The sequence below is a fragment of the Pseudomonas oryzihabitans NBRC 102199 genome (genome assembly GCF_000730625.1).
In the GTDB taxonomy this organism is placed as follows: Bacteria; Pseudomonadota; Gammaproteobacteria; order Pseudomonadales; family Pseudomonadaceae; genus Chryseomonas; species Chryseomonas oryzihabitans.
The window spans coordinates 297,472-319,162 of the sequence record NZ_BBIT01000005.1 but is presented as its reverse complement, the minus strand read 5'-3'; the positions used below and the strand labels follow the sequence as shown (position 1 = coordinate 319,162).

Sequence of the window (21,691 nt, the reverse complement as noted above, 5' to 3'; positions counted from 1 at the left end):
CCAGAGCCCTGTTGATAACCCTGCCTGAGGTCTGCCCATAAATCGGTGCACGAACTGTCCATGACTGGCGTTGTGGATAAGCGGGCAAAGGGTCCACAGGATGCTGAGAGCTTGTATTCATCCACAGCACAAGACGTACACGGGGTTCAGGTTTTCCCCAGCCCAGCGCTGACGAGGGCTGCATAGGCTTATCCACAGCTAAGGGCCTTCATATACATAAGCTCTATATCAGTCCTTTTAAAACTTTCTTCCCTATTGTTTATATTGGGTGTCTGCCAGGCCGGCTGATCATTTTTTGGCCAGAGCCCCCTTCTGCAAGCGACGTCCAGGCCTTATACTTGCCGGCTTTCCTTTGAATTCCTGCCAACAGGCACGAGGTGCGTGGTGGACTTTCCTTCCCGTTTCGACGTCATCGTGATCGGCGGCGGCCATGCCGGTACCGAAGCGGCCCTGGCGGCCGCTCGCATGGGTGTGCGCACCCTGCTGCTCACGCATAATGTGGAAACTCTCGGCCAGATGAGCTGCAACCCCGCCATCGGCGGCATCGGCAAGAGCCATCTGGTCAAGGAGATCGATGCCCTGGGCGGCGCCATGGCCGCGGCCACGGATCTCGCCGGCATCCAGTTCCGCATTCTCAACAGCCGCAAGGGACCTGCCGTGCGCGCCACTCGCGCCCAGGCCGATCGCGTGCTGTACAAGGCGGCCATCCGCTACACGCTGGAAAACCAGCCGAACCTGTGGATATTCCAGCAGGCCTGCGACGACCTCCTCGTCGAAGGCGATCGCGTCGCCGGCGTGATCACCCAGATGGGCCTGAAATTCCATGCCGACAACGTGGTGCTCACTGCCGGGACCTTCCTCGGTGGTCTTATCCACATCGGTCTGCAGAACCACAGCGGTGGACGAGCCGGGGACCCGCCGGCCATCGCCCTGGCCCAGCGCCTGCGTGAACTGCCGCTGCGGGTATCGCGACTGAAGACCGGCACGCCGCCGCGCATCGACGGCCGCTCGGTGGACTTCTCGGTGATGACCGAGCAGCCTGGCGACACTCCCTTGCCGGTGATGTCCTTCCTCGGCAATCGCGAGCAGCATCCGGCGCAGGTCAGCTGCTGGATCACCCACACCAACGCCCGCACCCACGACATCATCCGCGCCAACCTGGATCGTTCGCCCATGTACTCCGGCGTGATCGAAGGGGTAGGGCCGCGCTACTGTCCGTCCATCGAAGACAAGATCCACCGCTTCGCCGACAAGGACAGCCATCAGGTCTTTCTTGAGCCCGAGGGTCTGACCACCCACGAGCTCTATCCCAACGGCATCTCCACCTCGCTGCCCTTCGATGTGCAGCTCGAGGTGGTGCGCTCCATGCGCGGCATGGAGAACGCCCACATCCTGCGACCCGGCTACGCCATCGAATACGACTTCTTCGATCCGCGGGATCTCAAGTACAGCCTGGAAACCAAGGTCATCGCCGGCCTGTTCTTTGCCGGCCAGATCAATGGCACCACCGGCTACGAAGAAGCCGGCGCCCAGGGGCTGCTCGCCGGTGCCAACGCCGCGCTGCGCGCCCAGGGCCGCGAGGCCTGGTGTCCGCGCCGCGACGAGGCCTACCTCGGCGTGCTGGTGGACGACCTCATCACCCTGGGCACCCAGGAGCCCTATCGGATGTTTACCTCGCGCGCCGAATACCGGCTGATCCTGCGCGAAGACAACGCCGACCTGCGCCTGACCGAGAAGGGTCGCGAGCTGGGCCTGGTGGACGATCAGCGCTGGGCGCTGTTCGAAGCCAAGCGCGAGGGCATCGCCCTGGAAGAGCAGCGCCTCAAGGCGACCTGGATCCGTCCGGGCACGCCCCAGGGCACGGCGGTGGCCGAACGCTTCGGCACCCCGCTCAACCACGAATACAACCTGCAGAACCTGCTGGCCCGCCCGGAGATCGACTACGCCGGCCTGATGGCCGCGGTGGGCGAAACGCCGGCCGAGACCCAGGTCGCCGAGCAGATCGAGATCAAGACCAAGTACGCCGGCTACATCGATCGCCAGCAGGACGAGATCCAGCGGCTGCGCGCCAGCGACGCCGTGGCGCTGCCCGCCGAGCTGGACTACGCCAGCATCTCCGGCCTGTCCAAGGAGATTCAGCACAAGCTGGCCCAGGCCCGTCCCGAAACCCTCGGTCAGGCCTCGCGCATTCCCGGGGTCACCCCGGCGGCGGTCTCGCTGCTGCTGATCCACCTGAAGAAGCGCAGCGCCGGTCGCAGCCTGGAGCACAGCGCCTGATGGCCAGCGCGATTCAAGCCAACGAACTGCGCCAGGGCGCCGAGACGCTCGGCGTGGCGCTGCCCGCCGCCGTGGAAGAGCGCCTGCTGGGCTACCTGGACCTGCTGGTCAAGTGGAACAAGGCCTACAATCTCACCGCGGTGCGCGATCCCAACGAGATGGTCTCGCGGCACCTGCTGGACAGCCTCAGCATCGTCCCCTACGTGGGCGCCGGGCACTGGCTGGACGTGGGCAGCGGCGGCGGCATGCCGGGCATTCCCCTGGCGATCCTCTTTCCGGAGTCGCGCTTCACCCTGCTCGACAGCAACGGCAAGAAGACGCGCTTCCTGACCCAGGCCAGGATCGAGCTGGGGCTGGCCAATCTCGAGGTGGTGCATGCCCGCGTCGAGGCCTACCAGCCCGCCGCGCCCTTCACCGGCATCGTCTCGCGGGCGTTCAGCGCCATCGACGACTTCGCCACCTGGACGCGCCACCTGGGCGACAACCAAACACAGTGGCTGGCGATGAAGGGGCTGCACCCCGACGACGAGCTGGCCAAGCTACCAGCGGATTTCCGGGTTGCGGCGGCGCACGTCCTCGCGGTTCCCGGTTGCCAAGGCCAGCGGCACTTGCTGATACTGCGCCGCACGAACGGAGAGGGGTAAGGCGGTACATGGCCAAGGTTTACGCGATAGCCAACCAGAAGGGCGGGGTGGGCAAGACCACGACGTGCATCAATCTCGCCGCTTCTCTGGCCGCCACCAACCGGCGCAAGGTGCTGCTGATCGACCTCGATCCCCAGGGTAACGCCACCATGGGCAGCGGGGTGGACAAGCATGCCCTGGAGCATTCGGTGCTGGACGTCCTCACCGGCGCCTGCGGCCTGCTCGACGCCATGCACTTTTCCGAGCACGGCGGCTACCAGCTGCTGCCCTCGAACCGCGACGTCACCGCCGCGGAAGTCGAGCTGCTGGAGATGAGCGGGCGCGAGAGCCGCCTGCGCGATGCCCTGGCCCCGGTGCGGGACAACTACGACTACGTGCTCATCGACTGCCCGCCGTCGCTGTCCATGCTGACCATCAACGGCCTGGTGGCCGCCGATGGCGTGATCATTCCCATGCAGTGCGAATACTTCGCCCTGGAAGGCCTGACCGATCTGATCGGCAGCATCCAGCACATCGCCCAGCGGCTGAATCCGCAGCTGAAGATCGAAGGGCTGCTGCGCACCATGTTCGATCCGCGCATCGGCCTGGCCAACGACGTCGCCGCCCAGCTCAAGCAGCACTTCGGCGACGAGCTCTACGAAACCATCATTCCGCGCAACGTCCGCCTGGCCGAAGCCCCCAGCTACGGCATGCCCGCGCTGGTCTACGACAAGAGCTCCAAGGGGGCCGCGGCCTATCTGGAGCTGGCCAGCGAGCTGGTCAAACGTCAGCGCAAGGCGGCTCGCGTCGCCAAGACTGCCTAAGGAATCCCCATGGCTGTGAAGAAACGAGGTCTGGGCCGCGGTCTCGACGCCCTGCTCGGCGGTGCCAGCGTCAAGGTCCTGCAGGAGCAGGCCGCCGCCACCCCGGTCAGCGAACTGCAATCGCTGCCGGTGGACATCATCCAGCGCGGCAAGTACCAGCCGCGCCGGCACATGGATCCGACCGCTCTGGAAGAGCTGGCCAACTCCATTCGCGTCCAGGGGCTGATGCAGCCCATCGTGGTGCGTGCCATCGGCGAAGGCCGTTACGAGATCATCGCCGGTGAACGCCGCTGGCGCGCCAGCCAGCAGGCCGGCCTGGACCGCATCCCCGCGCTGGTGCGCGATGTGCCCGACCAGGTGGCCATCGCCCTGGCGCTGATCGAGAACATCCAGCGGCAGAACCTCAATCCGCTGGAAGAGGCCATGGCCCTGCAGCGGTTGCAGGACGAATTCGAGCTGACCCAGGCCCAGGTGGCCGAAGCCGTCGGCAAGTCGCGCTCGGGCGTGACCAACCTGCTGCGCCTGCTGGCTCTGGCCGAAGAGGCCAAGGACCTGCTGGCCAGGGGCGAGCTGGAAATGGGCCATGCCCGCGCCTTGCTCGGCCTGCCCAAGGCCCGCCAGGCCGAAGGGGCGCGGCACGTTGTCGCACGGGGTCTCACCGTCCGCCAGACCGAGGCCCTGGTGCGCCAGTGGCTCAGCGGTGCGGAGCCGGTGGAGAAGGCGCCTGCGGTGGATCCGGACATCAGCCGGCTGGAGCAGCGTCTGGCCGAGCGTTTGGGCGCCAACGTGCAGATCCGCCATGGCGAGAAGGGCAAGGGTCAACTGGTGATCCGCTATTCCTCTTTGGACGAACTTCAAGGCGTACTAGCGCACATTCGCTGACACAAATGCCTTCCGGCAAGAAAGGCAATCTGTCCGGGGTGGCTTGAACCACCCCTGGCGCGCCCCTATACTTTGCCCGCTTTTTGTCGGCACAAAGCATGCCAGTGAAAACAACTATTATGCCGACACCAGAGGACTTCGAGCCGATGGACCGCCGCACGCCCAAACGCCTGCCCTTCCATCACCAGCCTGCCTTTCGCCTGCTGCTCGTCCAACTGGCTGTCGCGTCGTGTGCCGCCGTTGTCTTGTCTTGCTTCGTCGGTAAGGTCGCCGGTTATTCCGGATTGTTGGGCGGGCTGATTGCCTGGCTGCCCAATCTGTATTTTTCGTTCAAGGCGTTCCGCTATCGCGGCGCCCATGCCGCCCGAGACATCGTCCGTTCTTTCTACTCGGGCGAGGCGGGCAAACTGATTCTCACGGCAGTGCTCTTTGCACTGACGTTTGCCGGGGTAAAACCGCTTTCGGCTCCTGCACTGTTCGGCGTCTACCTGTTGACGCTGATGGTCAATGCCGGCGCGCCCCTGCTACTGAAAAAACCGACTAGACCTTAAGGCATTCGAGGCACACATGGCAGCAGACTCCGCTTCGGGCTACATCCAGCACCACCTGCAGAACCTGACCTATGGTCTGCATCCGGTGAACGGCTGGAGCTTCGCCCACACCCCCGCTGAAGCTAAGGAAATGGGCTTCTGGGCCTTCCACGTGGACACCCTCGGCTGGTCGGTCGCTCTCGGCCTGATCTTCCTGGTGCTGTTCCGCAGCATCGCCAAGAAGGCCACCAGCGGTCAGCCCGGCGGCCTGCAGAACTTCGTCGAAGTGCTGGTGGAATTCGTCGACGGCAGCGTCCGTGACACCTTCCATGGCAAGAACGCCCTGATCGCGCCCCTGGCCCTGACCATCTTCGTCTGGATCTTCCTGATGAACCTGATGGACCTGGTGCCGGTGGACTGGCTGCCGTCCGTGGCCGGCATGCTGTTCGGCGAGCACACCTACTTCCGCGTGGTGCCCACCACCGACCCGAACGCCACCCTGGGCATGGCCCTGTCGGTGTTCGGCCTGATCATCTTCTACAGCATCAAGATGAAGGGTCTAGGCGGCTTCTTCGGCGAGCTGACCCTGCACCCGTTCAGCAGCAAGAATCCGCTGCTGCAGATCATCCTGATTCCGATCAACTTCCTGCTCGAATTCGTCACCCTGATCGCCAAGCCGATCTCGCTGGCACTGCGACTGTTCGGCAACATGTATGCGGGCGAGCTGATCTTCATCCTGATCGCCATCATGTTCGCCAACGGTCTGGCACTGGGCGGTCTGGGTATCGTGCTGCAGTGGGCGTGGGCGGTGTTCCACATCCTCATCATCACCCTGCAGGCCTTCATCTTCATGATGCTGACCATCGTCTACCTGTCGATGGCGCACGAAGAAAGTCACTAAGGAATGGCCCCCGGGCGCTGCTGACGGCGTCCGGAGGCGGTTCTGCCGTGAGTCCCGGCGGGCCTTGTCCGCCGGGTAACTTGGGAAAACTTTTTCGCTTCAACCTTAACCAAGACGACTAAAAAAGTCGGGAGGAAAGATGGAAACTGTAGTTGGTTTGACCGCGATCGCCGTTGCTCTGCTGATTGGCCTGGGCGCTCTGGGTACCGCCATTGGCTTCGGTCTGCTGGGTGGCAAGTTCCTGGAAGGCGCCGCTCGTCAGCCGGAAATGGTTCCGATGCTGCAAGTCAAGATGTTCATCGTCGCCGGTCTGCTCGACGCCGTGACCATGATCGGTGTTGGTATCGCCCTGTTCTTCACCTTCGCTAACCCCTTCGTTGGTCAGATCGCCGGCTGATCACCCTCGCGGGTGTAGGCAGGACTGATGGACAACGAACGAGCGAGGTGTTGGCGTGAACATTAATGCAACCCTGATAGGCCAGTCCGTTGCCTTCTTCATCTTCGTGCTCTTCTGCATGAAGTACGTGTGGCCGCCGATCATCTCGGCGCTGCGTGAGCGTGAGAAGAAGATTGCCGATGGCCTTGACGCTGCCAACCGCGCGGCTCGTGATCTGGAAGTGGCACAGCAGCAAGCCAACCAGAAAGTGAACGAAGCCAAGGGCCAGGCAGCCGAGATCATCGAGCAAGCCAACAAGCGTGCCGCTCAGATCGTCGAGGACGCACAGGCCAAGGCCCGTGCCGAAGGCGACCGGATCAAGGCGCAGGCTCAGGCGGAAATCGAGCAGGAAATCAACACCGCGAAGGACGCTCTGCGTGCTCGCGTCGGCGTGCTGGCCGTGGCCGGCGCCGAGAAGATCCTCGGATCGACCGTTGATGCCAATGCTCATGCCCAGTTGGTCGACCGACTGGCAGCGGAAATCTAAGCGAGGCCACCAATGGCAGAACTGAACACGCTGGCCCGGCCCTATGCCAAGGCGGCTTTCGAGTTCGCACAGTCCCAGCAGCAGTTGACCCAATGGTCGGCCGCGCTAGGGCTGCTCGCCGCGGTATCCCAAGATGGGACCGTGCGCCAGCTGCTTCAGCAGCCGCAGTTGACTGCGGACGCCAAGGCCGGATTGCTCATCGACGTATGTGGCGATCAGCTGGATGCACAGTCCCAGAACTTCGTTCGGACCGTGGCAGAAAACGACCGGATCGACCTGTTCCCGGCCATCGCCGAGATTTACGAGGCGTACAAGGCCGAGCAGGAAAAATCCATTGAGGCGGAAGTCACTAGTGCTTTCGCCTTGAGCGACGAACAGCAAGACAAACTCGCCAAGGCTCTCAGCGCAAGGCTAGGTCGACAAGTGCGACTAAATGCATCCGAGGATGCGAGCCTGATCGGTGGTGTGGTAATCCGCGCCGGCGACTTGGTAATCGATGGCTCCGTTCGCGGCAAGCTCGCGCAACTGGCCGAAGCGTTGAAACCTTGAGTTTGAAGGGGCAGTAGCATGCAGCAACTCAATCCTTCCGAAATTAGTGAAATCATCAAGGGTCGCATCGAGAAACTCGACGTGACCTCGCAAGCCCGCAACGAAGGCACCATCGTCAGCGTGTCCGACGGTATCGTGCGGATCTTCGGTCTGGCCGACGTCATGTACGGCGAAATGATCGAATTCCCCGGCGGCATCTACGGCATGGCGCTGAACCTGGAGCAGGACTCCGTCGGCGCCGTGGTCCTGGGTAGCTACCTGGGTCTGGCCGAAGGCATGAGCGCCAAGTGCACCGGCCGCATCCTGGAAGTCCCGGTTGGTCCGGAACTGCTGGGTCGCGTCGTCGACGCCCTGGGCAACCCCATCGATGGCAAGGGTCCGCTGAACGCCAGCGCCACCGACGCCGTCGAGAAGGTCGCACCGGGCGTGATCTGGCGTCAGTCGGTCGACCAGCCGGTGCAGACCGGCTACAAGGCCGTCGATGCCATGATCCCGGTAGGCCGCGGTCAGCGCGAGCTGATCATCGGTGACCGTCAGATCGGCAAGACCGCTATGGCGATCGATGCCATCATCAACCAGAAGAACAGCGGCATCCGCTGCGTCTACGTCGCCATTGGTCAGAAGCAGTCGACCATCGCCAACGTGGTGCGCAAGCTGGAAGAGAACGGCGCTCTGCACAACACCATCGTGGTGGCAGCCAGTGCGTCCGAATCGGCGGCCCTGCAGTTCCTGGCACCCTACTCGGGTTGCACCATGGGCGAATACTTCCGCGACCGCGGTGAAGACGCCCTGATCGTCTATGACGATCTGTCCAAGCAGGCCGTGGCCTATCGCCAGATCTCCCTGCTGCTGCGTCGTCCGCCGGGCCGTGAAGCCTATCCCGGCGATGTGTTCTATCTCCACAGCCGTCTGCTCGAGCGCGCCTCCCGCGTCTCCGCCGACTACGTCGAGAAGTTCACCAACGGCGCCGTGACCGGCAAGACCGGCTCGCTGACCGCACTGCCGATCATCGAGACCCAGGCCGGCGACGTGTCCGCCTTCGTTCCGACCAACGTGATCTCCATCACCGACGGCCAGATCTTCCTGGAAGCCGGCCTGTTCAACTCGGGCATCCGCCCGGCGGTCAACGCCGGTGTCTCGGTATCCCGTGTGGGTGGTGCGGCCCAGACCAAGATCATCAAGAAGCTGTCCGGCGGTATCCGTACCGCGCTGGCCCAGTACCGTGAACTGGCGGCCTTCGCCCAGTTCGCCTCGGACCTGGACGAAGCCACCCGCAAGCAGCTCGAGCATGGTCAGCGCGTCACCGAGCTGATGAAGCAGAAGCAGTACGCGCCCATGTCCATCGCCGAGATGTCCCTGAGCCTGTACGCCGCCGAGCGTGGTTTCCTGAGCGATGTGTCCCTGGACAAGATCGGTAGCTTCGAGCAGGCCCTGATCGCCTACTTCAACCGCGATCACGCCGACCTGATGGCCAAGATCAACGTGAAGGGCGACTTCAACGACGAGATCGACGCCGGCATCAAGGCGGGAATCGAGAAGTTCAAGGCCACGCAAACCTGGTAAGCCGCGACGGGGGCGCCAGCCCCCGTTTGCCAACCCGATAGGTGTCACATGGCAGGCGCAAAAGAGATTCGCGGCAAGATCGCGAGCATCAAAAGCACACAGAAGATCACCAGCGCCATGGAAAAGGTTGCGGTCAGCAAGATGCGTAAGGCTCAGGCCCGCATGGCTGCCAGCAAGCCTTATGCCGAGCGCATACGCGCTGTGATCGGCCACCTGGCCAACGCCAACCCCGAGTACCGCCATGCCTTCATGGTGGAACGCGAGGTCAAGCGCGTCGGTTACATCGTGGTCAGCTCCGATCGGGGTCTGGCCGGTGGTCTGAACACCAACCTGTTCAAGGCTCTGGTCCGCGACATGAGCGACCAGCGCGGCAAGGGTGTGGAAATCGATCTGGCGGTGATCGGGGCCAAGGGTGCCTCCTTCTTCCGCAGCTTCGGCGGCAACGTGGTCGCGGCCATCAGCCACCTCGGCGAATCCCCGGCGATCGGCGATCTGATCGGCAGCATCAAGGTGATGCTGGATGCCTACCTGAACGGCCGTATCGACCGTCTGTACGTGGTGTCCAACGTCTTCGTCAACACCATGACCCAGAAGCCGACCATCCAGCAGCTGGTGCCCCTGGTACCGGCCGAGGGCGGTGAGCTGCAAGGCAAGCATTGGGACTACCTCTACGAGCCCGACGCCAAGACCCTGCTCGACGGTCTGCTGGTGCGCTACGTGGAATCCCAGGTGTACCAGGCCGTGGTCGAGAACGCTGCCAGCGAACAGGCCGCGCGGATGATCGCGATGAAGAACGCCACCGACAACGCCGGCGATCTCATCAAGGAGCTGCAGCTGGTCTACAACAAGGCTCGCCAGGCTGCGATCACCCAAGAAATTTCGGAAATCGTCGGCGGCGCCGCCGCGGTCTGACGGACAGCTTAAACATTCGAGGAACGCGAAATGAGTAGCGGACGTATCGTACAAATCATCGGCGCCGTGATCGACGTGGAATTCCCGCGCGACGCGGTACCGCGCGTCTTTGACGCCCTCAAGGTGCAGGGTGCCGAAACCACCCTGGAAGTCCAGCAGCAGCTGGGCGACGGCGTGGTCCGTACCATCGCCATGGGTAGCACCGAAGGCCTCAAGCGCGGCCTGAACGTGGGCAACACCGGCGAGGCCATCAAGGTCCCGGTCGGCGTCAAGACCCTCGGCCGCATCATGGACGTCCTGGGCAACCCCATCGACGAAGCCGGCCCCATCGGCGAGGAAGAGCGCTGGGAAATCCACCGCAAGGCCCCATCCTATGCAGAGCAGGCCGGTGGTAACGACCTGCTGGAAACCGGCATCAAGGTCATCGACCTGGTCTGCCCCTTCGCCAAGGGCGGCAAGGTCGGCCTGTTCGGCGGCGCCGGCGTGGGCAAGACCGTCAACATGATGGAGCTCATCCGTAACATCGCCATCGAGCACAGCGGTTATTCCGTGTTCGCCGGCGTGGGCGAGCGTACCCGTGAAGGGAACGACTTCTACCACGAGATGAAGGACTCCAACGTTCTGGACAAGGTCGCCCTGGTCTATGGCCAGATGAACGAGCCGCCGGGCAACCGTCTGCGCGTGGCCCTGACCGGTCTGACCATGGCCGAGAAATTCCGTGACGAAGGCCGTGACGTCCTGCTGTTCGTCGACAACATCTACCGCTACACCCTGGCCGGTACCGAAGTGTCCGCGCTACTGGGTCGTATGCCGTCCGCGGTGGGCTACCAGCCGACCCTGGCCGAGGAGATGGGTGTCCTGCAGGAGCGCATCACCTCCACCAAGCTGGGTTCGATCACCTCCGTTCAGGCCGTCTACGTCCCTGCGGATGACTTGACCGACCCGTCCCCGGCGACCACCTTCGCCCACCTGGACGCCACTGTGGTTCTGTCCCGTGACATCGCCTCTCTGGGTATCTACCCGGCGGTCGATCCCCTGGACTCCACCTCGCGCCAGCTGGACCCGAACGTGATCGGCCAGGAGCACTACGACACCGCTCGCGGCGTCCAGTACGTGCTGCAGCGCTACAAGGAGCTGAAGGACATCATCGCGATCCTGGGCATGGACGAACTGTCCGAGTCCGACAAGCAGCTGGTTTCCCGCGCTCGTAAGATCCAGCGCTTCCTGTCCCAGCCGTTCTTCGTGGCCGAAGTCTTCACCGGTTCGCCCGGCAAGTACGTGTCCCTCAAGGACACCATCGCCGGCTTCTCCGGGATCCTGCGTGGCGACTACGATCACCTGCCCGAGCAGGCGTTCTACATGGTCGGCAGCATCGACGAAGCCATCGAGAAAGCCAAGAAACTGTAACTGCCGCGCCCGGCGACGGGCGCTCTTAGAGGCACGCTATGGCCAAGACAGTCCAATGCGACATCGTCAGCGCGGAAGGGGAAATCTTCTCCGGCGCGGTGGAGATGATCATCGCCCACGGCCACCTGGGTGATCTGGGTATCGCCCCGGGCCATGCGCCGCTGCTCACCGATCTGAAACCGGGCCCCATCCGCCTGGTCAAGGCCGGGGGCGCCGAGGAGGTGTTCTACATCTCCGGCGGTTTTCTGGAAGTGCAGCCGAATGTCGTCGAAGTGCTGGCCGATACCGCCAGCCGCGCCGGTGACATCGATGAAGCTGCCGCTCTGGAAGCCAAGCAGCGCGCCGAGGCAGCACTGAGCGACAAGGGCACGGAGTTCGATTACACCGCTGCCGCCACTCAGCTCGCCGAAGCCGCCGCCCAGCTGCGCACCATCCAGCAGCTCAAGCGGCAGGCCAAGCGCTAAGCGCAAGGTCAGGCTGTAACGACAAGGGTAGCTTCGGCTACCCTTTTCTTTTGTCGTCCGAAAAGTGGGCGAGAAATTTCGCGTGGTCGGACTTGGAAGGTGCCTGTCGCCTTCGGTCGCTGGCTCGTCTCTTCCCCTCCTGTCTCCGAGGTTCCGATGTCCCTGGAAATCGTCGTCCTGGCTGCTGGCCAGGGCACCCGCATGAGATCCGCTCTACCCAAGGTGCTGCATCCCGTGGCCGGTCGCAGCATGCTGGGGCATGTCCTCGACCGTGCCCGTGAGCTGCAGCCGGCCGGCATCCATGTCGTCATCGGCCATGGCGCCGACCAGGTCCGCAGCCAGCTGGCCGCCGACGACGTCAGCTTCGTGGTCCAGGCCGAGCAACTCGGTACCGGCCATGCCGTGGCCCAGGCAGCGCCGGCGCTGACGGCGGAGCAGGTATTGATCCTCTATGGCGACGTGCCCCTGATCCAGACCGAGACCCTGCAGCGCCTGCTGCAGCAGGTGGATGACAGCCATCTGGCGCTGCTGACCGTGGAGCTGGACGATCCCACCGGCTATGGCCGCATCCTGCGCGATGAGCAGGGGCGGGTAACCGCCATCGTCGAGCACAAGGACGCCAGCGACGCCCAGCGCGCCATCCGCGAAGGCAATACCGGCATCCTCGCGGTACCCGGTCGGCGGCTGGCGGACTGGCTGGGTCGCCTGTCCAACAGCAACGCCCAGGGCGAGTACTACCTGACCGACGTCATCGCCCTCGCGGTGGCGGACGGCCTGACCATCGCCACCAGCCAGCCGGCGGACGCCATGGAAGTGCAGGGCGCCAACGATCGCCGGCAACTGGCCCAGCTGGAGCGGCACTTCCAGCAGCGCGCCGCCGAGCGCCTGATGCTGCAGGGCGTGACCCTGCTGGATCCCCTGCGTTTCGATCAGCGTGGCCAGGTCGAGGCGGGTCGCGACGTCTCCATCGACGTCAACGTCATTCTCGAAGGTCGGGTGGTGCTGGAAGACGGCGTGAGCATCGGTCCGAATTGCGTGATCAAGGACAGCGTGCTCAAGCGCGGCGCCATCATCAAGGCCAACAGTCATCTGGACGGCGCCGTGGTCGGGGAGGGCGCCGACGTCGGTCCCTTCGCCCGTCTGCGCCCGGGTAGCGAACTGGGCAGCAAGGCCCATGTGGGCAATTTCGTCGAACTCAAGAACGCCCATCTGCAGGACGGCGCCAAGGCCGGTCACCTGACCTATCTGGGCGATGCCAGCATCGGTGCCGGCAGCAACATAGGCGCAGGCACCATCACCTGCAACTATGACGGCGCCAACAAGTTTCGAACCGAAATCGGCGCGGATGTCTTCGTGGGTTCCAACAGCTCGCTTGTGGCGCCGGTCAGCCTGGGCGCCGGCGCGACCACGGCGGCCGGCTCGGTCATTACGGCGGACGTGCCGGCTGATACCCTGGCACTGGGGCGGGCGCGGCAGGTCAATAAGACCGGCTGGCAGCGACCGAAGAAGGCCCCCAAGGCTTGACGCCAGCCTGCTATTAGGTTTTGATTCGATCCATTATCTTTCGAATCGAAATTTATGACCCGTCGCAACACCGCCCAGCGTCGCCACGCCATCCTTGCCCAGCTCCAGGAGCAGGGCGAGGTCAGCGTGGACGAACTGGCCCGCCAGCTGGAGACTTCCGAGGTCACCATCCGCAAGGACCTGGCCGCCCTCGAGCGCAATGGGCTACTGCTGCGCCGCTATGGCGGTGCGGTGGCCATGCCCCAGGAGCTGCTGGCCGAGGCTCCGCCCCAGGCATCGCCCTTCAAGCAGGCCATCGCCCGGGCCGCGGCCCGGCGCCTGCGCGAACATGCACGGATCATCGTCGACTGCGGCAGCACCACGGCGGCGCTGATCCCGCAACTCGATCGCCGCCCCGGCCTGGTGGTGATGACCAATTCCCTGCAGGTGGCCACCGCCCTGCGCGAGTTGGAACAGGAACCCATGCTGCTGATGACTGGCGGCACCTGGGATCCGCACTCGGAATCCTTCCAGGGGCAGGTCGCCGAGCAGGTACTCAGATCCTATGACTTCGACCAGCTGTTCATCGGCGCCGACGGCCTCGATCCGGAGCGCGGCACCACCACCTTCAACGAGCATCTGTCGCTGTCGCGGGTGATGGCCGAGGTGGCGCGCGAGGTGGTGGTCATGGCCGAGGCGAGCAAGCTGGGCAGGCGAATTCCCAATCTGGAACTACCTTGGGAAAGGGTGGACGTGCTCATCACCGATGAGCGACTGCCCGCCGAGGCGGCTCGGGCGATCGAAATCCAGGGGGTGCAGGTCATCTGCGCCCCGGTGGATAACTAGACAATCAGGTCATCCACAGCCGGCCCCGCCGGGTCGTTGTGGATAAGACAGGCAAGGGGAGGTAAGCATGTGTGGAATCGTCGGCGCCATTGCCGAGCGTAACATCACCGCCATTCTGGTCGAGGGTCTCAAGCGCCTGGAATACCGTGGCTACGACAGCGCCGGCCTGGCCCTGCTGGATGCCCAGGGCGAGTTGCAGCGCCTGCGCCGCATCGGCAAGGTCAGCGAACTGGAAGCGGCCCTGTTGGCCGATCCCCTGGCCGGTCGCCTGGGCATCGCCCACACCCGCTGGGCGACCCATGGTGCGCCCACCGAAGCCAATGCCCACCCGCATTTCTCCCAGGGTGACGTGGCGGTGGTGCACAACGGCATCATCGAGAACCACGAGGCCCTGCGCGCCCAACTCAAGGCCCAGGGCTATGTCTTCACCTCCCAGACCGACACCGAGGTCATCGTCCATCTGCTGCACCTCAAGCTGCAGGACAGCGGCGACCTGACCACGGCGCTGAAGGCGGCGGTCAAGGAGTTGCACGGCGCCTATGGCCTGGCGGCGGTCTGGCGCCAGCAGCCGGATCGTCTGGTGGCGACCCGCAGCGGCAGTCCCCTGGTCATCGGCCTGGGTCTGGGCGAGAACTACCTGGCCTCTGACCAGCTGGCGCTGCGTCAGGTGACCGATCGCTTCGTCTACTTGGAAGAGGGTGACGTGGCCGAGATCCGTCTGGATCAGGTCAAGCTCTGGGACGTGAACGGCGCGCCGGTCCAGCGCGAGACGGTGCAGTACCACGAGGGCAGCGAGGCTGCCGACAAGGGCGCCTATCGCCACTTCATGCTCAAGGAGATCCACGAGCAGCCCAGTGTGGTCCAGCGCACCCTGGAAGGCCGCCTGGGTGACGGTCAGGTCTTGCCCGAGGCCTTCGGCCCCGCGGCGTCCGAGTTGTTCGCCAAGGTCCGCCAGGTCCAGATCGTCGCCTGCGGCACCAGCTTCCATGCCGGTTCGGTGGCGCGCTACTGGATCGAGGAATACGTCGGCATCCCCTGCCAGGTGGAGGTGGCCAGCGAATTCCGCTATCGCCGCGTCGCCGTCAGCCCGGACACCCTGTTCGTCACCATCTCCCAGTCGGGCGAGACCGCCGATACCCTGGCCGCGCTGCGCATGGCCAAGCAATCCGGCTATCTGAGCAGCCTGGCCATCTGCAACGTGGCGACCAGCTCCCTGGTGCGCGAATCGCAGCTGAGCTTCCTGACCCAGGCCGGTCCCGAGATCGGCGTGGCCTCGACCAAGGCTTTTACCACCCAGCTGGTTTCGCTGCTCCTGCTGACCCTGAGTCTGGGTCGCTGCCAGCAGCGTCTGGCTGCCGCCGTCGAAGCCGAGCTGGTGGCCGAATTGCGCCGGCTGCCGGCGCGGCTGGACGAAGCCCTGGCCATGGACAAGACCGTGGAAAAGCTGGCGGAATCCTTTGCCGAGAAGCACCACACCCTGTTCCTGGGGCGTGGCGAGCAGTACCCGGTAGCCATGGAGGGTGCGCTCAAGCTCAAGGAGATTTCCTATATCCACGCCGAGGCCTATCCGGCCGGTGAGCTCAAGCACGGTCCGCTGGCGCTGGTGGATGCCGACATGCCGGTGGTGACGGTGGCGCCCAACAACGAGCTGCTGGAAAAGCTCAAGTCCAACCTGCAGGAAGTGCGCGCCCGTGGCGGTCAGCTGATCGTCTTCGCCGACGAGCGTGCCGGCTTCGAGGAAGGCGAAGGCACCCGCATCGTGCCCATGCCGCACATCCACGATGCGCTGTCGCCGATCCTCTACACCATCCCGCTGCAGCTGCTGTCCTACCACGTCGCCGTGTTCAAGGGCACCGACGTGGACCAGCCACGCAATCTAGCCAAGTCGGTGACCGTGGAATAAAGGGTTCCACGTGGAACCTCAGGGCACGCGCCAGCTACCCTGATTCTGCTGCCGGCAGGCGACGGCCAGGAAGCGGCCGTCGCCGGGCTCGCCGTAGTAGTGGATATCCTGTCGATAGGGCACGCCCGGACTGCGGGCACCCTGGCAGATGCCGATCTCGCCGACCGGACAGCGGTCGACGAAGCGGACCTCGGTCTGCTGGTCCTTGAGCTGTGGCTGGCAGAAGCCGTCGCGAAACAGCTGGGCGGGGATGTCGATATTGCTCTGGCAGACCTGCACGTCCACACTGCCCTGACGACTGCGGATCACGCAGGCATCGGCAAGCGCCAGTGACGGCAACAGCAGCATAGGCATCAGCAATCGCCACATTCCAGCCCATCTCCCTGATGAAATCGCCACTCTAGCATTCGACCCTCCCGCCATGCGCCTCGCCGATATCAAGACCCATGTGATCGCCGGCCCTCTGGGCGCCGGCAAGACCACCCTGATCCGCCAGCTGTTCGCCCAGCGCCCCGCCCACGAGCGCTGGGCGATCCTGGTCAACGAATTCGGCCAGGTCGGACTCGACGCGGCGCTCATGACCCGGGACGACGATGGCCTGGCGATCGCCGAGGTCCCGGGTGGCTGCCTGTGCTGCGTCCAGGGCGTGCCCCTGCAGGTAGCCCTCACCCGACTGCTCAGACGGGCACGACCGCAGCGGCTGTTCATCGAGCCTTCCGGCCTCGGCCATCCCGCCAGTCTCTATCGGCAACTCCAGGCGCCGCCCTGGACCGGGGTGCTGAGTCTGCAACCCCTGATCTGGGTGGTGGATGCCAGGCAACTGCTGGAGGGCCAGCCCTTGCCGGACGCCCAGCAGCAGGCGCTGGGCCAGGCCGGCCTGATCGTGCTCAACAAGAGCGCGGGCCTGGAGCGGGCAGGCTTGCCGGCGCAGTTGGGCGATCGGCCGCTGTACTGGACCGAAGGCGGGCGGATCGCCCTGGCCGACCTGCCCCTGGCCGACGGTGAAACCTCGAGCGACGGCGAGTTATCCGAGCCCGAGGCGGCGTCCGCTCCGCAGGCGCTGTTGCTGCCCGGACGCCCGCTGCGCTTCAGCCATACCCTGGAGGGCCACCACGCCGTCGGTTGGCGCTGGCATCCCAGCCACAGCTTCGACGGCCCGGCATTGCTGGCGCTGCTGGGCGGTCTCCCCGGGCTGCTCAGGCTGAAGGCGGTGCTGCAGCTGGCGGAGGGCTGGCAGGCCTACAACGGTCTGGCCGGGCAGGGCGCCTGGGAGCCGACCCTGTGGCGACGCGACAACCGGCTGGAGTTGATCCTGGAGGAAAAGCCGGACCTAGAGGCCCTCGAAAAAGCGCTGGGCGGGACCATTCGCGACATTTGAGGTTGCCAAATTTGTTCAGCTAATGATAATGATTATTAAATTTACTTCCTCTGCGTATTGCTCCCATGGCTCCGACGTCTCTTGCCAAGCCTGAACCTCTCGTAGTCGCTGCGCGTACCGATGGCGATGAGCTGGAATCCGTCCAGGGACCCGTCAGGGCCGCCCAGGCAGGCGATGTGGAGCCCGTGGCAGGGGTCAATGCCAAGCGTAGCGAGCCCTCGGCCACCATCCTGTCGTTCCGCATGCCCGAGCGTAACGAAGAGATCCTGACCCCGGTACTGACCCCGGTCGGCGCTGCCGAACCGGGCGAGCAGCCACCCCGGGGTCGCGGCTGGGGGGCCGCCTCGGCGCTGTCGCTGATCATGCACGCCAGCATGGCCGCGGCGCTGTTCCTGGTGGTCCAGGCGCCACCGGAGCTGAAGATCGCCAAGGGCGACGAACCCATGCAGGTCAGCTTCATCCAGTTGCCCAAGCCGGTACCCGAGCCGCCCGCGCCGACCCCGGCACCGCCCGCGCCGCCGCCGCCGCAACCCGAACCGCCGCCACCGGAGCCGCCCAAGCCCGTGGAACCGCCGAAACCGGTGGAGCCGCCAAAGCCGGTGGTGGAAAAGCCCAAACCCAAGCCGAAGCCCAAGCCGGTCGAGCACAGCCAGCAGAAGCCGCTGCCGAAAAAGGTCGAGCCCGCGCCGGAGCCGGTGGCTCAGGCCGCACCAGCGCCGGCCCCCGCGCCTGCGGCCACGGCTGCGCCCAGTCAGCCGGCGCCGGCCGCTGCGCCGTCCGGTCCGCCGAAGACCGCCGGCCTGCCCACCGGCAGCATCGACGACGCCGACATCCGGCCGATCAAGATGACGCCGCCGGAGTATCCGGAAATGCTGCGTCGTCGCGGTGTGGGTGGCGAGGTGCGGGTGATGTTCACCGTGACCGCCGACGGTCGACTGGCCGACATCCAGGTGCTGGAAGCCTCTAACAAGCAACTGGAGCGCGCGGTGCTCGAGGTGCTGGGCGAATGGCGCTTCGCCCCCCGGGTCTCCGGCGGCCAGATCGTCCCGCGCAAGGCCACCAAGACCTTCAACTTCAAGATCCAGCGCCGCTAGGTCGCTAGGCGGCGGAGCCCCTGGGCTCCGCCTCGGACTCCCCGGTCCGCTCCAGGCCCAGATAGCGGAACATGCCAAGGGCGATCTCGCGTTCGCCCATGATCACCTCGTCCACGCCATGACGCTCCAGATGGCGGATCTCGTCTTCGTGATGGGCGCGGGCGAGGATAGGCAGTTCCGGCGCCAGCTCGCGGGCCCGGCGCGCGATCTCGGCGGCCTCGAAGCCGTTGGGAATCGCCAGCAGCAGGGCCCGCGCCTCCTCGAGCTTGGCCCGTGCCAGCACCTTGTCCTGGGTCGCGTTGCCGAGGATCGCCTTGAATCCCTGCTGGCGTAGCGCCGTGACATGTTCCGGTTCGTCCGAGATCACGATCAGCGGCGGATCCTCGCGATCCAGACGATCACAGAGATAGCGGCCCACCCGTCCATAGCCCACCAGCACCAGGTGACCCCGTTGCGCCACTGGCTCGGGTTCGTCGTCCAGCTCTGGCGCATGCTTGCCCTTGGCATTGATCAGCCGGCGGCCTTCGCGACGCTCCATCCAGGGCTGCAGCAGGTCGATGCCGTGAAACAGCAGCGGATTGAGGATGATGGAGATGATGGCGGCGGCCAGGATGAGGTCGTGAGCGCCCTGGTCGAGCAGTTTCAGCGACAGGCCGAGGCTGGCGAGGATAAAGGAGAATTCGCCGATCTGCGCCAGGCTGGCGGCGATGGTCAGGGCCACGCTCAAGGGGCGACGATAGGCCAGGACGATCAGGGTCGCGGCGATGGACTTGCCAAAGACGATCACCGCCACCGTGGCCAGCACCGCCAGGGGTTGTTCCAGCAGGATCTCCGGATCGAACAGGCAACCCACGGAAAAGAAGAACAGCACGGCGAAGGCTTCGCGCAGGGGTAGCGAATTCTCCGCCGCGTCGTGGCTGAGTTCCGATTCGTTGAGCACCACGCCGGCAAAGAAGGCGCCCAGGGCGAAGGACACCCCGAACAGCGACGCCGAGCCATAGGCGATGCCCATGGCGATGGCCAGGGTCGCCAGGGTGAAGAGTTCGCGCGAACCGGTACGGACCACCCGGGCCAGCAGCCAGGGGATGACGCGCCGGCCCACCAGCAGCATCAGCGCGATGAAGGCGCCAACCTTGAGCGCGGTGAGGCCCAGCTCCAGCCCCAGGCTCTGGCCCGATTCTTCGCCGCTGTCGCCACCCAGCGGCCCGGCCAGCGCCGGCAGTACCACCAGGGCCAGCACCATCAGCAGGTCTTCCACGATCAGCCAGCCCACGGCGATGCGACCACGTCGGCTTTCCACCATCTGGCGTTCTTCCAGGGCCCGCAGCAACACCACGGTACTGGCCACCGACAGCGACAACCCGAACACCAGGCCGCTACCCAGCCCCCAGCCCAGGAAGTGGCTCACCCCCATGCCCATCAGGGTGGCGGCAGCGATCTGCACGATGGCGCCGGGGATGGCAATGCGTTTGACCGCCAGCAGATCCTTGATGGAAAAGTGCAGACCCACGCCGAACATCAGCAGGATGACGCCGATTTCGGTCAGCTCCTTGGACAGTTCGGGATCGGCGACGAAGCCGGGCGTGAAGGGGCCGGCCGCGACCCCGGCGAGCAGATAGCCGGCGATGGGCGGCAGGCGCAGACGGGTGGCGAGGATGCCGAAGGCAAAGGCCAGGACCAGGCCGATCGCCAGGGTGGATATCAGAGGGGTGTCATGGGACATGCTGGCTCCAAGGATTTGGATTGCCAGATCCTGGAGCCGCTGCCGTCGAACGACGGCGACCTAGCCGGCAAAACTCAAAAGGTTTCCTTGAGTGCCTGATAGCGCTCTTGAAGTTCCCGACGGATCTGTCGGCGCTGCTGCGCCTGCACACAGCGCCGCTTCTCGTCCGCGGTCACGGGTTCCAGCTGGGGCACGGGGCAGGATTTGCCGTTCTCGTCCACCGCCACCATGGTGAAGAAGCAACTGTTGGTGTGGCGCACCGAACGCTGCTGGATGTTCTCGGTGATGACCTTGACGCCGATTTCCATGGAGGTGGTCCCGGTGTAGTTCACCGAGGCGAGAAAGGTCACCAGTTCGCCGACATGCACCGGTTCGCGAAAGATCACCTGATCCACCGAGAGGGTCACCACATAGCGTCCGGCATAGCGGCTGGCGCAGGCGTAGGCCACTTCGTCGAGGTGCTTGAGCAGGGCGCCGCCGTGGACATTGCCGGAAAAGTTGGCCAGGTCCGGGGTCATCAGGATGGTCATGCTCAACTGGTGGTTGCCGGCTTCCATGGGCGAATCCTCGAGGGGGAAATCCTGTAGACGGCGCACCGGCGCCGTCTGTCACAGCCGTCAACGGCCGGCGGACAGCCCGAAGTCGATGGGCAGGTCGGCGCCAGAAATGGCCGCCGCCTGGGGCTGGCAGAGGAAGTAGACAAATTCGGCCACCTCTTCCGGCTGGATGAAGCGCGCGGTTTCGCCCTGGGGATAGCGATTGAGCAGGTTGCGGCGATAGCCGGCCGGATCGCCGCTGCCATAGTGGGCGGCCTGGAAGTCCAGCATGGGGGTGTCGATGTCCCCTGGCGAGACGGCATTGACCCGCACCCCATCGCGCGCCAGTTCCACCGCCAGATTCTGGCTGAAGAAGCGCACCGCGGCCTTGGCCGCGCCATAAGCCGCCGCGCCGGCGATGGGCTGGCGTCCGGCGCCGCTGGCGACGTTGATGATGACGCCGCGATTTTCCTTGAGGAAGGGGATGGCCGCCGAGCACATGAAGAAGGTGGCCTTGAGATTGACCGCCATCACCAGGTCGTAGTCGTCCTCGGTAAAGGTCTCGACCTCGCCTTCGCGCCAGATGCCCGCCGCGTTGATCAGGGCATCCAGACGCCCGGTACGGGCCATGACCTTGCTGACCAGGGAGCGGCAGCCCTCGGCGCTGGAGATATCGGCGGTCACGCTGGAATCCAGGCCGACGATGCCGTTGAGGCCATGCAGGCCCTCGGCATCGCGGTCGGCGGCGGCGACGCGCCAGCGACTCTGGGCGAAGCGTTGCGCCAGGGCCCGGCCGAGGCCGCCCGCGGCACCGGTGATCAGGACGACGGGAGTGCTCATGACGCATCCTCCG

General features: G+C 65.0%; 22 protein-coding genes. 18 read left to right on the top strand and 4 right to left on the bottom strand.

Annotation, left to right across the window (positions count from 1 at the left end):
- The first annotated feature begins 384 nt into the window (after window positions 1-384).
- From mnmG to glmS, 16 genes are all read left to right on the top strand, one after another.
- The gene (gene mnmG / locus POR01S_RS07740; protein ID WP_042134973.1) at window positions 385-2,277 is read left to right on the top strand and encodes a tRNA uridine-5-carboxymethylaminomethyl(34) synthesis enzyme MnmG; all 1,893 of its coding nucleotides are present in this window, start codon (window positions 385-387) and stop codon (window positions 2,275-2,277) included.
- A complete protein-coding gene (gene rsmG / locus POR01S_RS07735; protein ID WP_042134972.1) occupies window positions 2,277-2,921 on the top strand; it encodes a 16S rRNA (guanine(527)-N(7))-methyltransferase RsmG in 645 nt (214 codons plus the stop codon). Before mnmG ends, rsmG begins: the two co-directional genes overlap by 1 nt.
- A gap of 8 nt (window positions 2,922-2,929) precedes the next feature.
- Window positions 2,930-3,724 carry a ParA family protein gene (locus POR01S_RS07730; protein ID WP_007160127.1) on the top strand — a complete coding sequence of 265 codons (795 nt, stop codon included), beginning with the start codon at window positions 2,930-2,932 and terminating at the stop codon, window positions 3,722-3,724.
- A 9-nt stretch (window positions 3,725-3,733) separates the two neighbouring features.
- A complete protein-coding gene (locus POR01S_RS07725; RefSeq protein ID WP_042134970.1) occupies window positions 3,734-4,606 on the top strand; it encodes a ParB/RepB/Spo0J family partition protein in 873 nt (290 codons plus the stop codon).
- 146 nt (window positions 4,607-4,752) lie between these two features.
- Complete coding sequence (locus tag POR01S_RS07720; protein ID WP_037006585.1) at window positions 4,753-5,157, top strand: F0F1 ATP synthase subunit I; 405 nt, start codon at window positions 4,753-4,755, stop codon at window positions 5,155-5,157.
- A gap of 16 nt (window positions 5,158-5,173) precedes the next feature.
- Window positions 5,174-6,037, top strand: coding sequence for a F0F1 ATP synthase subunit A (gene atpB, locus POR01S_RS07715; RefSeq protein ID WP_042134968.1), 864 nt, complete (start codon window positions 5,174-5,176; stop codon window positions 6,035-6,037).
- A gap of 139 nt (window positions 6,038-6,176) precedes the next feature.
- The gene (atpE, locus tag POR01S_RS07710; protein ID WP_003097235.1) at window positions 6,177-6,434 is read left to right on the top strand and encodes a F0F1 ATP synthase subunit C; all 258 of its coding nucleotides are present in this window, start codon (window positions 6,177-6,179) and stop codon (window positions 6,432-6,434) included.
- A 55-nt stretch (window positions 6,435-6,489) separates the two neighbouring features.
- Entirely contained in the window at window positions 6,490-6,960 is a 471-nt protein-coding gene (locus POR01S_RS07705; RefSeq protein WP_007160122.1) for a F0F1 ATP synthase subunit B, read from the top strand.
- Window positions 6,961-6,972: 12 nt separating this feature from the next.
- On the top strand, window positions 6,973-7,509 hold the full coding sequence (locus POR01S_RS07700) for a F0F1 ATP synthase subunit delta (RefSeq protein WP_027598717.1): 537 nt from the start codon (window positions 6,973-6,975) through the stop codon (window positions 7,507-7,509).
- A gap of 18 nt (window positions 7,510-7,527) precedes the next feature.
- Window positions 7,528-9,072, top strand: coding sequence for a F0F1 ATP synthase subunit alpha (gene atpA / locus POR01S_RS07695; RefSeq protein WP_007160120.1), 1,545 nt, complete (start codon window positions 7,528-7,530; stop codon window positions 9,070-9,072).
- Window positions 9,073-9,120: 48 nt separating this feature from the next.
- Window positions 9,121-9,984: a F0F1 ATP synthase subunit gamma gene (gene atpG, locus POR01S_RS07690; protein ID WP_042134965.1), complete on the top strand. Its 864-nt coding sequence runs from the start codon at window positions 9,121-9,123 to the stop codon at window positions 9,982-9,984.
- 30 nt (window positions 9,985-10,014) lie between these two features.
- Complete coding sequence (gene atpD, locus POR01S_RS07685) at window positions 10,015-11,391, top strand: F0F1 ATP synthase subunit beta (RefSeq protein ID WP_007160118.1); 1,377 nt, start codon at window positions 10,015-10,017, stop codon at window positions 11,389-11,391.
- Between the two features lie 38 nt (window positions 11,392-11,429).
- The gene (locus tag POR01S_RS07680; RefSeq protein ID WP_007160117.1) at window positions 11,430-11,855 is read left to right on the top strand and encodes a F0F1 ATP synthase subunit epsilon; all 426 of its coding nucleotides are present in this window, start codon (window positions 11,430-11,432) and stop codon (window positions 11,853-11,855) included.
- Window positions 11,856-12,011: 156 nt separating this feature from the next.
- The gene (gene glmU / locus POR01S_RS07675; RefSeq protein WP_042134963.1) at window positions 12,012-13,379 is read left to right on the top strand and encodes a bifunctional UDP-N-acetylglucosamine diphosphorylase/glucosamine-1-phosphate N-acetyltransferase GlmU; all 1,368 of its coding nucleotides are present in this window, start codon (window positions 12,012-12,014) and stop codon (window positions 13,377-13,379) included.
- Window positions 13,380-13,433: 54 nt separating this feature from the next.
- Window positions 13,434-14,204 (top strand): DeoR/GlpR family DNA-binding transcription regulator, encoded by a 771-nt coding sequence (locus tag POR01S_RS07670; RefSeq protein WP_042134961.1) that lies wholly within the window; start codon window positions 13,434-13,436, stop codon window positions 14,202-14,204.
- Window positions 14,205-14,271: 67 nt separating this feature from the next.
- Window positions 14,272-16,107 (top strand): glutamine--fructose-6-phosphate transaminase (isomerizing), encoded by a 1,836-nt coding sequence (glmS, locus tag POR01S_RS07665; RefSeq protein WP_042134960.1) that lies wholly within the window; start codon window positions 14,272-14,274, stop codon window positions 16,105-16,107.
- Between the two features lie 18 nt (window positions 16,108-16,125).
- Here glmS and POR01S_RS07660 read toward each other — a convergent pair whose 3' ends face one another.
- Complete coding sequence (locus POR01S_RS07660; protein WP_255211808.1) at window positions 16,126-16,461, bottom strand: NADH:ubiquinone oxidoreductase; 336 nt, start codon at window positions 16,459-16,461, stop codon at window positions 16,126-16,128.
- Between the two features lie 67 nt (window positions 16,462-16,528).
- Here POR01S_RS07660 and POR01S_RS07655 point away from each other — a divergent pair, with 67 nt between their 5' ends.
- Both POR01S_RS07655 and POR01S_RS07650 read left to right on the top strand, forming a co-directional pair.
- A complete protein-coding gene (locus POR01S_RS07655) occupies window positions 16,529-17,485 on the top strand; it encodes a CobW-like GTP-binding protein (RefSeq protein ID WP_042134956.1) in 957 nt (318 codons plus the stop codon).
- 185 nt (window positions 17,486-17,670) lie between these two features.
- Window positions 17,671-18,579 (top strand): energy transducer TonB, encoded by a 909-nt coding sequence (locus POR01S_RS07650; protein ID WP_237709540.1) that lies wholly within the window; start codon window positions 17,671-17,673, stop codon window positions 18,577-18,579.
- Window positions 18,580-18,583: 4 nt separating this feature from the next.
- On the opposite strand, the gene ybaL is transcribed toward POR01S_RS07650, so the two are convergent.
- From ybaL to POR01S_RS07635, 3 genes are all read right to left on the bottom strand, one after another.
- A complete protein-coding gene (gene ybaL, locus POR01S_RS07645; RefSeq protein ID WP_042134955.1) occupies window positions 18,584-20,302 on the bottom strand; it encodes a YbaL family putative K(+) efflux transporter in 1,719 nt (572 codons plus the stop codon).
- A 74-nt stretch (window positions 20,303-20,376) separates the two neighbouring features.
- Entirely contained in the window at window positions 20,377-20,859 is a 483-nt protein-coding gene (locus POR01S_RS07640; RefSeq protein WP_007160109.1) for an acyl-CoA thioesterase, read from the bottom strand.
- Between the two features lie 60 nt (window positions 20,860-20,919).
- Window positions 20,920-21,678 (bottom strand): SDR family NAD(P)-dependent oxidoreductase, encoded by a 759-nt coding sequence (locus tag POR01S_RS07635; protein WP_027598710.1) that lies wholly within the window; start codon window positions 21,676-21,678, stop codon window positions 20,920-20,922.
- Between the last annotated feature and the right edge of the window lie 13 nt (window positions 21,679-21,691).

Bases quoted from the DNA above. Each gene is read 5' to 3' on its own strand.
- glmS (WP_042134960.1), top strand. From the start codon at position 14,272: ATGTGTGGAATCGTCGGCGCCATTGCCGAGCGTAACATCACCGCCATT.
- atpA (WP_007160120.1), top strand. From the start codon at position 7,528: ATGCAGCAACTCAATCCTTCCGAAATTAGTGAAATCATCAAGGGTCGC.
- atpB (WP_042134968.1), top strand. From the start codon at position 5,174: ATGGCAGCAGACTCCGCTTCGGGCTACATCCAGCACCACCTGCAGAAC.
- ybaL (WP_042134955.1), bottom strand. From the start codon at position 20,302: ATGTCCCATGACACCCCTCTGATATCCACCCTGGCGATCGGCCTGGTC.
- POR01S_RS07720 (WP_037006585.1), top strand. From the start codon at position 4,753: ATGGACCGCCGCACGCCCAAACGCCTGCCCTTCCATCACCAGCCTGCC.
- atpD (WP_007160118.1), top strand. From the start codon at position 10,015: ATGAGTAGCGGACGTATCGTACAAATCATCGGCGCCGTGATCGACGTG.
- POR01S_RS07670 (WP_042134961.1), top strand. From the start codon at position 13,434: ATGACCCGTCGCAACACCGCCCAGCGTCGCCACGCCATCCTTGCCCAG.
- POR01S_RS07660 (WP_255211808.1), bottom strand. From the start codon at position 16,461: ATGCCTATGCTGCTGTTGCCGTCACTGGCGCTTGCCGATGCCTGCGTG.
- POR01S_RS07700 (WP_027598717.1), top strand. From the start codon at position 6,973: ATGGCAGAACTGAACACGCTGGCCCGGCCCTATGCCAAGGCGGCTTTC.
- POR01S_RS07635 (WP_027598710.1), bottom strand. From the start codon at position 21,678: ATGAGCACTCCCGTCGTCCTGATCACCGGTGCCGCGGGCGGCCTCGGC.
- POR01S_RS07640 (WP_007160109.1), bottom strand. From the start codon at position 20,859: ATGGAAGCCGGCAACCACCAGTTGAGCATGACCATCCTGATGACCCCG.
- POR01S_RS07655 (WP_042134956.1), top strand. From the start codon at position 16,529: ATGCGCCTCGCCGATATCAAGACCCATGTGATCGCCGGCCCTCTGGGC.
- POR01S_RS07730 (WP_007160127.1), top strand. From the start codon at position 2,930: ATGGCCAAGGTTTACGCGATAGCCAACCAGAAGGGCGGGGTGGGCAAG.
- atpE (WP_003097235.1), top strand. From the start codon at position 6,177: ATGGAAACTGTAGTTGGTTTGACCGCGATCGCCGTTGCTCTGCTGATT.
- POR01S_RS07725 (WP_042134970.1), top strand. From the start codon at position 3,734: ATGGCTGTGAAGAAACGAGGTCTGGGCCGCGGTCTCGACGCCCTGCTC.
- POR01S_RS07680 (WP_007160117.1), top strand. From the start codon at position 11,430: ATGGCCAAGACAGTCCAATGCGACATCGTCAGCGCGGAAGGGGAAATC.
- glmU (WP_042134963.1), top strand. From the start codon at position 12,012: ATGTCCCTGGAAATCGTCGTCCTGGCTGCTGGCCAGGGCACCCGCATG.
- atpG (WP_042134965.1), top strand. From the start codon at position 9,121: ATGGCAGGCGCAAAAGAGATTCGCGGCAAGATCGCGAGCATCAAAAGC.
- rsmG (WP_042134972.1), top strand. From the start codon at position 2,277: ATGGCCAGCGCGATTCAAGCCAACGAACTGCGCCAGGGCGCCGAGACG.